The organism is Romboutsia sp. MSSM.1001216sp_RTP31141st1_G3_RTP31141_220114 (assembly GCF_039031195.1).
GTDB classification, from domain to species: Bacteria; Bacillota; Clostridia; order Peptostreptococcales; family Peptostreptococcaceae; genus Romboutsia_C; species Romboutsia_C hominis.
The window spans coordinates 722,402-735,310 of the sequence record NZ_JBCIUO010000001.1 but is presented as its reverse complement, the minus strand read 5'-3'; the positions used below and the strand labels follow the sequence as shown (position 1 = coordinate 735,310).

The following is a 12,909-nucleotide window of genomic DNA, read 5'->3' as shown; positions in this document are numbered from 1 at the left end:
ATTCTACTACAATTTAAAATTATATAAACAAATTTATATTACATCTATATATAAATTTGCTTATATAAAAAGCTATCATTAATAGATAGCTTTTTATATTTCTATTGTTTTATTTTATATTAAATATCTCATAAACTAGATCTCTTATAAGTTTTGGAGCTACCTCATAAGAATAGTCTACTAATATTCTTTCAGTAAACTTATGAGGATCTCTTCCATGAGGTCCATAGTTTATAACAGGAAGATTTAATTTTTTAATATCTTCTAGTGGTAACTTATATTTATACCCAAGTGAAGGCATATTAGGTTTTAAAAAGTCTATAACATCATCTGCATCTTGTAGTGCAAAATAACTTAAATCAGATAATCCTTGGAAGTATTTTTGTTTTTTAATATCTACGTTATACTCTCTCTTGCCTTTTTCTATTATTTTATCAGCTACTTTGATAAGCTTTTTATCAAATTCTCTGCTCTCATCAAGTCCTACATGCGGATAATATGGTGGTGCAAAGAATATTATTATCATAGGATTTCTGTCTTTTGAAAACTTATGAACCTCTTTAACAATATTTGTACTAACATCTCTCTCATCTAAAGTTTCATCTTCTATCCATATATTTATCATTTCATCTAAGTGACTTTTAAAATCCTCACCATTATCTTTTAATACTTGACTATAAAATTCATCAAAAGTAAGAACTTTAACATCTAAATCCATGTCTTTTACTGGCAAATTGCTTTTATTTTTGTATATTTCTTGATATTTCTTAACTTTATTATAAGCTTCATTTATAGATTCTTCACACACATCCCTAAATTTATCTATGGCTTCTTTAGGATTCATTTTGAATGTTTGTAAATTATAATATATTATAGAAGATATTGGAGTTTGAACATTATATAAATCCTTAGTGTCTTTATATTTTAGACAAGTTGGAGGCATAGTAACTTCACCGCTTACGTCTTCACAAAAATCTGTATTTACATCTAATCTACTTATAAGCTCACTAGCTATTAAGTTAGCATTTATTCCAGATAAACTTTCTCCAACGTGAGTTTCTTTTCCTACTACATAAAAACCTGGAAGTAGTTTACCGCAAGTCCCTAGATATATATATTTATTGTCATCACCTGGATAAGATGCAAAATCTGGTTCACAATTAAGTACTGTTATAGCTTCTAAATTTTCTTTTTCTAATAGTTTATTAGCAAAAGGAATGGCACTTATTGCACCTTCTGAATTTGTTTCTTCATCTGGTACAGCAAGCAACATTATATTTCCTTCAAAGTCCTCTAATTTGCTAAAATACTCTATTAAAGACATTTGTATAGAAAGACCTGTCTTCATGTCCATTATACCTCTACCAAATAACCATTCTCCAGATAATAAATCTTTTTTAGAATCTTCATCTAAATTGTCTATATTATCTCTTAATCTTTTAGTATACTCATATGGTTTTAGTATATATTCCTTTAAATTACCTGCATCTTCTATTCCTACTGTATCCATATGCGCTACTGTAAGTAATGTTTTTTTAGTCGGCTTTTTAGATTTCATAAGTGCACACACAAAATATCTATTTAAGCTATCATTTAAAGGAACTAAGTGTAGGTGATTTGGATTTTCTTTGTAATAGTCTAGTTCTGATAATTTTTTATACACTAACTTTGCCATATTTTCTTCGTTATTAGTTCCTGATACACTATTTTGACCTACTAACTCAATAGCCAAACTTTTAAGTTCTTCACTACTTAACCACATAAAAATTCCCCCTAATTTTATATATAAAAATTATAGTAATGCATTTAAAAATAAATCAGTTAATAACATTTAATCTAAACTTATTTATAATAACTATTTATTCATTAACTCTTTATTGTTAAAAAAGCTATCAGACTCTTTTTTAACTTCTTTTCTAAGTAGTAAAACTCCTATCATATTAGTAACTATTACTCCAGCTAAAGTAAAGTCTAATAATACAATTACACTTCTTAAATCTACTAAAGCACCTACTATTATAAATGCCAAGTAAACTATTCTCATAACCTTAGCAAACTTACTTCCAAATAAATATTCAGCTTGTTTTTCTCCGTAAAATATTATTACTATCATAGTTGAGAATACAAATAAAAGCATACAAATAGTTAACATTCCTCCACCAAAACTACTTCCAAATACAGTTTGCATTGCCATAGCTGGCATAGCTGCTGCCTTACTAGCACCAACTTGCGTCCATATATCTGTTGTTAATACTAAAAATCCTGACATAGTACATATTATTAATGTAGCTACTATTATTTCAAATACTCCCCATAAACCTTGTCTTGCAGGATGGTCAGTTATTGCTGCACTATGTGCTATAGTAGATGTACCCATACCAGCTTCATTTGAATAAGCTCCTCTTGCTGCTCCTGCTTTTATGGTAGATGCTACTGCTGAACCCGCGAATCCACCAAAGGCTGCTACAGGTGTAAAAGCACTCTCTATTATTAGCATAAATGCTCTAGGTATTTCAGTAAAATTAAGACCAATAACTATTAAAGCCATAACTATGTATAGACATGCCATTATAGGAACTAACTTTTCTGTTATCTTTCCTATTCTTTTTATACCACCATATACTACAAAACCTACAAATGCAACTAATAATATTCCAGATACAATAGGTGCTATATTTATGGTTTCTGCACTTTGAACAAAAGATGCTGATTGCGTTGCTATTGAAGGAGCTATTTCTATCATTAAGAAAAATGCAAATAAACTACCAAGCCAAGGCAATTTTAATCCATCTCTTATATAATACATTGGTCCACCTACATACTCTCCTTCTTCATTTTTCACCCTATACTTTATACCAAGTATTATTTCTGAGTACTTAAGGGCGCATCCAAATAATGCTATAAGCCACATCCAAAAAATAGCTCCAGGGCCTCCAGTAGCTACCGCAAGTGGAACTCCTATTATGTTTGATGCTCCTATAGTAGATGCAAGCGCTGAAGTCGCTGCTTGAAATGGACTTATAGTCCCATCACCATCAGTTTTAGCGAACATCTTCCCGAAAGTCTGTTTTAGTATAAATGGTAACTTAGTAAATTGAAAAAACTTAAGTGTGAAAGTCATTACTATACCACCACCTACTAATATAACTAAAACAGGATATGTCCATAGCCAATTAGTAAAACTTTCAAATAATTCAAACATTATACCAACTCCATAATTTTATTAAATAGAGAAGTTTCTATTTATTAAACAATATTCCTATACTGTCTAATAAATGTATAAAGTTATTATTTTTAATATAATAAAAAACACCAATGTATAAGAAATTATCACTACCTATACACTCGTGTTTTTATTTAATTAAATATTAATTTACCTTTATAGCTAAAGCCTTTTTGTCTTCTCTAATACCCATATTAGCAGATATTAAAGCTATAATATTCATAGCTATAAATATCACAAATCCTAATTTATATCCAAGTACTACATTACTAGCATTCATATCTATAGTAAAAGCTATAAATAAATTTATTATACCACTACCTATAAATTCACAAGTATTTACAACGCTAGTAGATAATCCTGAGTATTTTTCTTCATTTTTATATTGAACATCATTAAATGCTTGTATATGACTCATATTTATAGTTCCCACTATAAAAAATAATATCGGAAGAGTGAAAATAGGTGGCTTGACATTACTTATAAGTATTATATAAGACCATATGAATATATTTATTATGTTGCCAAATTTTATAACATTAAATTTATTAGTTTTTATTCTAGCAAATACATAATCCATAAATAAAGCACCAAATACAAGACCATAAGTCAAAAATGATGCAATAAAAGCTGCTACACTCTTTTTAACTTCATAAACATCTGTAATATACGATACTATCCACAAACTACTAAATGCGGTAGTTATACCAACCATAGAAAACATAATTAAAGAATTATACCAAGTCGCTTTATTTCTAAATACAGACTTTAATCCTTTAAGTAAATTTAATTTTTCTTCTTCTATAACTTCTATATCAACTTTAAATCCATATTCTTTTGGGGTATCTCTAACTACTAAATATATTACTATCCCACATAAAACTCCTATAATACCTATTAATATAAAAGAATTTCTCCAACCTATAATATCATTTAGAAATACTAATGGAAATGTTGCAAATACACCACCTAAGCACCCTATAAAAGAAAACTTAGCTGTAGCTGATGTAAACTCTTCTTTTTTAAACCAACCTCCTTGAAACTTTAACACAGAAAGTAAAGTTACAGATACTCCCGCACCTATCATTACTCTAGATAGATAGGCTACTTTTATCCCTTCTATAAATCCAAACAATATAGAACCAATTCCACCTATAAGCATACCTATACTACATACTTTTCTAGGTCCATATCTATCAAGAAGTATTCCCCCTGGTATTTGCATAAGTGCATATGCATATAAAGTAAATGATGCAATATTAGATATTTCTATATTACTAAATCCTAATTCTAAGGATAAATTATCAGATATAACTGCCGTAGATAACCTTAGAAAATAAGCTATTACAAAAGAAAATGTAAGTACAGACCATATACCCCATTTAGTTTTATTATAGTTTTTCATCTTACTCCCCTATCCTTTTACTATTTTTAATTATTTTACCTTACTATTTCAGTATACAAATATTTTACTTGTTAATAAACTATAATTTTTATAAAAGACTTTTTATTTTGCTAAAATGTAATTTTAATTATGCTTTTTTATTAAAACTACCTTTATAATAAATGTACTCTAAATATTTATAAAAAAAATGCCATATAAATGGCATTTATCTTAAAGAATTTATTCTTATTTTATCAAGTTCATCTTCATTAAATATATGATTATTATAAAGCACTAAATACTCTTCACTTACAGTGGAATCAAATACTATTAAATCATCAGTGTTTATACTTATATTTATATTTTTATCATATATTTTTCTAACTGGATGATTTTTTATATCATCTACTGCCCCTAGATATATATTACTAGTAGGGCATATATTTAATCTTATATTTCTTTCTTTTATCATGTCCAATACATAATCACTTTCAACTGCTCTAAATCCATGTTGAAGTTCATCTATATTAAGAGTTTCTATAGCTTCTTTAACATTTTCTGCACCTAAAAACTCTCCTGCATGTACTTTTAATTTTAGTCCATTTTTTTTAGCATAATCATAGTATATTTTATATCTATCAAATCCAACTATTTCTTCATCTCCATATAAATCTATAGACTTAAACACTTTACTATCTATAATTTTAGGTATTAGTTTTTCAAGATTTTCATCACTTATACTTTTAGCTATACCTATTTCTGGTCTAAAATCTATTTTATCCTTGTACTTATCAACTAAGCTTCCTATACAATCAAAAAAATCTTTATCATTTTCAAATCTTAATATATCATGACAGTCTACACTAGCTTCAAGTATTACTATATTATCATCTATAGCATCTTTAATAGTTGCTTCTATTGTCCATAGAAAATCTTCTTTAGTTTTTATATGATTCATATATTCATTAAATATAAAATCATCTAATCCTTTTATTCCCTTCATCTCTTTAGAAGGTCTTTTTATTTTACCTTTTGTATAGCTATGTATATTATCAAATTTCATACCTAAGCCACAATGATTGTGAAGTTCTGATTTTTTTATAGTTTTTAATCCTTTTAAGTCATTTTCTTTTAGATATCTCTTAAAGTTTTGGCTATTTGTCATATTTTCCTCCTTAGGCGTTTTAATCCATTATAACATATCATAGTTATTTTTCTTACTATATTAATTTTTTAATAGAATTTATTACTAAATCTATATCACAAAAATCATGAGTTGCCATTAGTGTAACTCTAAGTATAGCTTCTCCTTTTTTTACTGTTGGATATCTTATTGCTGGTATATGTATACCTTCTTCTAGTAAACTTTCACTTATTTTAATTGCCTTTTTTTCATCTCCTATTAATATAGGTATAATTGGTGTTTCTCTATTAATATCAAATCCAATATTTTTAAGACCTTTACATAGATATTCTACATTTTCTTTTAGCTTTTTGACTAAGTATGGATTATTTTCAATAATTTCAAAACTTTTAATTGATGCCCCTATAACTGCTGGAGAAAGTGCTGTTGAGAATATGAAGCTTCTTGATTTATTTCTTAAATAATCAATAATATCACTATTAGCACATACAAATCCTCCTTCACTTCCTATTGCCTTAGAAAGTGTTCCTATTGTTATGTCTGGTTTTATATTAAAATACTCACTACTTCCTCTTCCAGTTTTTCCTATTACTCCTGTAGCATGTGCATCATCTACTATAGATATAAGGTTATGTTTTTTAGCTATTTTAACTATTTCATCTAGTTTACATATATCTCCATCCATACTAAATACACTATCAGTAACTATTATTCCATGCTTTGGATTTATTTTATTTATCTTGTTAGTTAAATCTTTAATATCATTATGTTTATATACTATAGTTTTTCCTTTTGATAACCTACACCCATCTATTATAGATGCATGGTTTAATTCATCACTAAATATATAATAATCTTCATCACATATAGCTGCTATTACTCCTATATTTGCCATATACCCAGTATTAAATATTATTGCATCTTCATACCCTTTAAACTTTGCTATTTTTTCTTCTAGTTTTTTGTGTAAATCATAGCTACCTGTAGTTAATCTTGAACCTCCAGAACCTAATCCATATTTGTTAATAGATTCTATTGCACTTTTTTTAACCTCTTCATTATTACAAAGGCCAAGATAATTATTAGAAGACATTAAAAGTATTTTTTTGTTATTTATAGTTGTATATTTATCTTGTGGTTTATTTAAATATTTTATCTTTCTATAAAGATTATTCTCTTTTATTTGTTGTAGTTTTGCTTTTATTTTATCCATTATATCTCCTTATTTATTATTTAAATATGACTTTGTCTTTAACTATTACTTTGGTATTTTCTAGATATTTTATAGTATCTTCAAGTGTATATTTAGAATCTATAGTAGAGTCATATAAAAATATTCTTCCCCCTCTATCCTCACCTATGTCTTTCATATGTTTAACTCTTATATATCCAAATTTTTTACTTGCTATATATCCTGTTGTATAATTTTTATCATCAGAACAACATATTTCACCTACTATATTAGGAGCATTGCATACCTTAGATGATAAGCATAACGCTTCTATAAAATGTGTATTTTGAAGTAGCTTTTCATTTTTATTTAAGTTGTCAGTACATTCATATTGTTTATCTAACATATCTACTTTTGAATCTTCAAAATCCATATAAGTGGCTCTTATTCCTCTTAACTTATCTTTTTCTAGTCTTTTAAGATTATTAACATCAAGAAGTACTGCACCTCTCATATTTTTTATACTTTTAAATAAATCTATAATATATATAGCATTTTTACTATTTATATTTAATTTTAGTAAATTATTATATAGAAACTCATAGCTTTCTTTTTTATTTTTGGTATTTAAAGTTGTAACATAAAGTGGATCTATATATTTTAATTCTTCTTTTTTAACCTCTTCTATTTTTATATTAATATAATCACTTTTTCCTTTTGAATGAGTTAATGCTCTTTTTATTAAAACACTAACTGTATTTTGTAAATCTTTTTCACTTACTATACTTTCAGCTCCAGATATATGATTATGCTCTTTTGACCCTCTCATCTTTATACTATATAAATTCATTTGTTATCATCCTTTATATGATTTTAGAGTTATAATTAAAATGCTATATTCAGATAAAATATTAATTCTGAATATAGCATTTTATATTTTTAAACTATTTTAGTTTATGATTTACTAATTTCTAATTTATTTTTATAATTTTATACTAATTCTTCTTTAATATTTACTACTGTATTTTCTTTTTTATCATACTTTTTTATAAATGACTTATAAGGTGTTACTTTTACTATTTTTTCTATTATTTTATATACAAAATATGAAGACAATAATGTGTAAATCATCCCGGGTAGTGCTGATAAAATTAATGCTTTAAATGGTGTACCTGTAATTCTTGCCATTACTACTCTACCTACTGCTGTACCTACTATACCGGCTGTTGATACTACTATTATATTACTACCTAAAATACCTATTAGTGAACCTGCTACTACTCTAAATGTCATAGCTACTATTACATTTAAAATTGTATGAGTTCCCATAATAAGGTTTATCATACTAGCTATTATTCCTGAACTTATATATCTTTTAAATCCAAAAGTAGAACATATACCTATAGCAATTGGTGCTGACATTTGAAATTCTGTTCCTGGTATAATTCCTGGTAATTTAAATGTTCCTGATATTGCTATTATTACTGATAATAATGCCACTAGTGTTATTTCTCTAGTTTTATTGTTCATATTACATCTCCTTATCAATAACTGGATTTTCCTTAAAGTATTTTATTATACTATCTCTAGCTACTTCTACCATAAAATCTATTTCTTCTTCACTTATAACATATGGTGGCATAAAGTATATTATATTTCCTAAAGCTCTAAGTAAAACTCCCTTTTCTAATGCATTTTGATATATGTTGTACCCTACTCTTTTTTCACTTTCAAATGGTTCTTTAGTATCTTTATTTTTAACTAATTCTATAGCACCTATCATACCTATTTGTCTGTACTCACCAACATATGGTATATCTTTTAATACACTTTCTACCTTTTTTCTTAAATAATCACTTTTAGCTTTATTTTTATCTAATACATTCTCTTCTTCAAATATTTTTAAAGTCTCAACTGCTACACTACATCCTAGTGCATTTCCTGAATAACTATGACTGTGTAAAAATGCCTTCATTGTATTATATTCATCATAAAAAGCATTATATATTTTGTTACTCATTAAAACTAATGATAATGGCATGTACCCTGCCGTAAGTCCTTTTGATAAACACATTATATCTGGTGAAATATCACTATGCTCACAAGCAAACATTTTACCAGTACGTCCAAAGCCTACTGCTATTTCATCAGCTATTAGATTTATATCATACTTATCGCATAACTTTCTTAAATGAACTAAATACTTAGGTGAATATATCTTCATTCCTGCTGCACATTGAACTATAGGTTCTACTATTATTGCACTTACTTCTTCATGAATTTTTTTTATAGTATTTTCCATATTTATAAAACACTCTGCATTACAAGTGTCTCTATTTTTATCAAACTTACATCTAAAGCAATCTGGTCCTTCTACTTTTACAGTATCAATTAACATTGGTTTATATATTTTACTGTATAAATCCATATCAGAAACTGCTAAAGCTCCTGTAGTTTCTCCATGATAAGCATCACTAATTTTTACAAACTTTGTTTTTTTGCACTTTCCTATCTGTTGATGATATTGAAAGCTTAATTTTAAAGCTATCTCTATAGCCGAAGATCCATTATCTCCAAAAAATACTTTATCTAATCTATCTGGAGTTATATTTATAATTTTTTCACATAGGTTTATAGCTGGTTTATGGCTAAAGTTTGCAAATATAGTATGTTCTAAAGTATTTGCTTGATTGTATAAAGCCTTATTTATTCTTTCGTTTGAGTGACCAAATAAATTTACCCACCAAGATGAAACTGCATCTAAATATTTTTTTCCATTAACATCTTCTAAAAATACTCCTTTACCTTTTTCTATTACTATAGGTTTAAAAGTTTCATAGTCCTTCATCTGAGAGCAAGGATGCCATATATATTTTAAATCTTTTTCTTGAAGTTTTTTCATACTCATACTTTTTCTCCCTTACTTTTATAAAAATCATCTATGTTTAATACAATTTTTACTCAAACAATGAAAGTATATTTTCTAAATCAAGTTTGTCGTATTCTTTACATATACTTTCTTTATTAAACTCTTTAATTTTATTTAAAATACCTAGTACCTTAAGGTTGGTTATTTTTTCTATCATTTTTATATTGTCATCTTCATAAAACTGATTATTGTAATTATTTATAAATATTCCTCTACATTTTATATTCTTAGACTTTAAAAACTCATAGGTTAGTACACTATGGTTTATAGTTCCAACAGATGCATTTGCTACTATTACTACATCCATATTTAAGTCTTTTATAAGGTCATATAAAAAATAATCATTAGTTATTGGAACAACTATACCTCCAGCACCTTCAACTACAACATAATCATATGTTTTTAAAAGTTTGTTATAATGATTTATTATATTTTCTTTATTTATATATACATTTTCTATATTACACGCTAAATGAGGTGACACTTCTGTTTTTAGGCAGTAAGTATTCATAGTATTATAATCTATATCTAAATCACAAATATCTCTTATATATTTAATATCTGGCGGTATTATTTTTATATTTTCTTCTATACCTCCACTTTGTACTGGCTTATATGGTATTACATTTTTATTATGTTTTTTTAATTTATAAGTTATAGCTCCACTTACAAAAGTCTTTCCTATGTCTGTGTTAGTTCCTATTACAAATATGCCTTTTCCCATATTTATCATCCAATCTTTTAAATTATCTAATTTCAAATCCTAATTTTTCTATCATTTTTATATCGTCAGCTATGCTATTTCCGCAAGTTGTCAATAAATCACCACTTATAGTAGCATTAGCACCACATTTAAAAGCTAATTCTCCATAGTTTGTTAGTAAATTTCTACCACCTGCTAATCTTATTTGAGCACTTGGGTTTATAAATCTATATATGGCTACCATCTTTAAAAAGTCTTCTTCCTCAATAGATTTACTATCTATTTTTGTTCCTTTTATATAATCTAGTGCATTAAGTGGTATCGACTTTATCCCTAAATCTCTAATCTCAAAAGCCATATCAATTCTATCTATTTCACTTTCTCCAAGACCAAATATACCGCCACTACAAACTTCTAGTCCTACACTTTGTGCGTCTTTTATAGTTTTTATTTTTTCATCATAAGTGTGTGTTGTGCATATATTGTCAAAGTAATTTCTTGATGTTTCTAAATTATTATGATATCTTTTGACACCAGCTTCTTTAAGTTTTCTTAAATCTTCTTTACTAAGCAAACCATGTGATGCGCATGTTTTTATGTCTACATATTTGTTTATAGCCTTATAGGAGTTTACTATTTTATCTATTTCTATATTGCTTAATTTTTTTCCTGATGTTACTATTGAATATCTTTTTATCCCTTTATCTTTATGATATTTTGCATCTTCTACAAAGTAGTCTGTATCTTTTAATGGGTAAACTTCTATATCTGTAGTATGATAAGATGACTGTGCACAGAACTTACAGTCTTCACTACATTTTCCACTTTTACCATTAACTATTGAGCAAATATCAAATTCATTTTGTAAAAAATATTCTCTTATTTCATTTGCAAACTTTCCTAAACTTTCAAAGTCATAGTCTAATAGTTTTATTGCTTCTTTTCTATTTATTAAATGTCCATTTTTTATTTTATTTGTCATTTCATATAACATTTTGTATTCTCCTTTTATTACCTGGTACTAATTATATAGTAGTTTACTTTTTTATTTACGTCAACCTATTTTTTATTTTAAGTTTACATTAAATATATTTCTTATATAACTTAATTTTTTATATAATTATTTTTTCATATTGACAAATTTGAAATTTATTAATACCATAATATAAATAAATATTAATCCATTGATAAGGGGTAGTAGTTAAGTTTAGGTTCGTTATAGAGAGCTAAGGATGGTGGAATCTTAGCATGAAAAAACTTAATGAATGGGCCTTTGAGGAGTAAAGGGAAATCTATTTAGAGAGTACTATTTACCGTGTCCTTCACGTTATAGAAGGTAGAGTATGTTAGTACTTGATTTAAGAGGCATTTTTATATTTAGTGTTATGTTAAATATATTTATATTTGATATCACACTGTATATAAATTGCAATTTAGGTGGCATCGCGGAGAAGACTTCGTCCTATTTATTTAGGACGGAGTTTTTTTATTTTATATACAAATATATTTAAGGAGGTGATTTCTATGGTATGAAAGATTGATTGTGATAATAACACTCATTGGTTAGATTTTATTAAAATATCAAAATTTAGGAGGTTTTTCGTTTATGAAAACAAAAAAAATAACAACAAATTCAATACTTTTAGCTATAGGTTTAATACTTCATCAAATCACCCCTACTTTAGGTTTACCTATGCAACCTGATTTTGCACTTGCTATGTTATTTATAGTAATGATGCTTAATAAATATGATTATAAAACTTGTGTAATATCTGCAATCATCACTGGAATATTTACAGCTTTAACTACAAAGTTTCCAGGTGGCCAAATACCAAATTTATTAGATAAAATTATAACTGCTAATTTTATATATTTACTAATGTTTATGTTTTATAAAATAAAGCTTTTAGATAAATTTCTTAAAAGTAAAAAAGAAAGTGTATTAGCTATGATTATACTACCTTTTGGTACTTTAGTTAGTGGTACAATATTTTTAATCTCTGCTAAAGCTATAGTAGGACTTCCTGCTCCATTTTTACCTTTATTTTTAACAGTAGTACTACCTACTTGTATTATAAACTTATTTGTGGGTATATTTTTATATAATATTGTCAATTTATCTTTAAAAAGAAGTTTTAGAGCTTAAAATAAACAATAAATAAAGCTACCTATAATTTAGCTAATATTAGGTAGCTTTATTTATTATTTATACACTTATTTATCTTTTTTATCTAATTCTTCTCTTAACTTCTCCTCTGTCAAAACATAAGCATTTGCAATTATCTTATTGCAGAACCTGCAACTATATTCGGCTCCACCTCAACAAGTTTTTACTTGTAGTCTGTTTTTACAGTA

The 12,909-nt window shown here is 26.7% G+C and carries 11 protein-coding genes and 1 other annotated feature; of the genes, 1 reads left to right on the top strand and 10 read right to left on the bottom strand.

Annotated elements, in window-relative coordinates:
• Positions 1–109: 109 nt before the first annotated feature.
• From ABCP60_RS03670 to bioB, 10 genes are all read right to left on the bottom strand, one after another.
• On the bottom strand, positions 110–1,762 hold the full coding sequence (locus ABCP60_RS03670; RefSeq protein ID WP_092926082.1) for a M20/M25/M40 family metallo-hydrolase: 1,653 nt from the start codon (positions 1,760–1,762) through the stop codon (positions 110–112).
• A 93-nt stretch (positions 1,763–1,855) separates the two neighbouring features.
• Positions 1,856–3,202, bottom strand: a complete 1,347-nt coding sequence (locus ABCP60_RS03665) for a sodium:alanine symporter family protein (RefSeq protein ID WP_343101283.1) — start codon at positions 3,200–3,202, stop codon at positions 1,856–1,858.
• Positions 3,203–3,368: 166 nt separating this feature from the next.
• A complete protein-coding gene (locus tag ABCP60_RS03660; RefSeq protein WP_343101282.1) occupies positions 3,369–4,628 on the bottom strand; it encodes an MFS transporter in 1,260 nt (419 codons plus the stop codon).
• A 205-nt stretch (positions 4,629–4,833) separates the two neighbouring features.
• The gene (locus ABCP60_RS03655) at positions 4,834–5,772 is read right to left on the bottom strand and encodes a hypothetical protein (protein WP_195929087.1); all 939 of its coding nucleotides are present in this window, start codon (positions 5,770–5,772) and stop codon (positions 4,834–4,836) included.
• Positions 5,773–5,827: 55 nt separating this feature from the next.
• Positions 5,828–6,964 (bottom strand): 8-amino-7-oxononanoate synthase, encoded by a 1,137-nt coding sequence (gene bioF, locus ABCP60_RS03650; RefSeq protein ID WP_343101281.1) that lies wholly within the window; start codon positions 6,962–6,964, stop codon positions 5,828–5,830.
• 16 nt (positions 6,965–6,980) lie between these two features.
• Entirely contained in the window at positions 6,981–7,772 is a 792-nt protein-coding gene (locus ABCP60_RS03645) for a 6-carboxyhexanoate--CoA ligase (protein ID WP_343101280.1), read from the bottom strand.
• Positions 7,773–7,912: 140 nt separating this feature from the next.
• Positions 7,913–8,452 carry a hypothetical protein gene (locus ABCP60_RS03640; RefSeq protein WP_343101279.1) on the bottom strand — a complete coding sequence of 180 codons (540 nt, stop codon included), beginning with the start codon at positions 8,450–8,452 and terminating at the stop codon, positions 7,913–7,915.
• A 1-nt stretch (position 8,453) separates the two neighbouring features.
• Complete coding sequence (bioA, locus tag ABCP60_RS03635) at positions 8,454–9,830, bottom strand: adenosylmethionine--8-amino-7-oxononanoate transaminase (RefSeq protein ID WP_343101278.1); 1,377 nt, start codon at positions 9,828–9,830, stop codon at positions 8,454–8,456.
• A gap of 49 nt (positions 9,831–9,879) precedes the next feature.
• Entirely contained in the window at positions 9,880–10,575 is a 696-nt protein-coding gene (gene bioD / locus ABCP60_RS03630; RefSeq protein ID WP_343101277.1) for a dethiobiotin synthase, read from the bottom strand.
• 22 nt (positions 10,576–10,597) lie between these two features.
• The gene (gene bioB / locus ABCP60_RS03625) at positions 10,598–11,548 is read right to left on the bottom strand and encodes a biotin synthase BioB (RefSeq protein ID WP_343101276.1); all 951 of its coding nucleotides are present in this window, start codon (positions 11,546–11,548) and stop codon (positions 10,598–10,600) included.
• Positions 11,549–11,729: 181 nt separating this feature from the next.
• Positions 11,730–12,022: a binding site (T-box leader), on the top strand.
• A 138-nt stretch (positions 12,023–12,160) separates the two neighbouring features.
• Between bioB and ABCP60_RS03620 the strand changes: the two genes are divergently transcribed.
• Complete coding sequence (locus tag ABCP60_RS03620; RefSeq protein WP_195581079.1) at positions 12,161–12,700, top strand: tryptophan transporter; 540 nt, start codon at positions 12,161–12,163, stop codon at positions 12,698–12,700.
• The last annotated feature ends 209 nt before the right edge of the window (positions 12,701–12,909 follow it).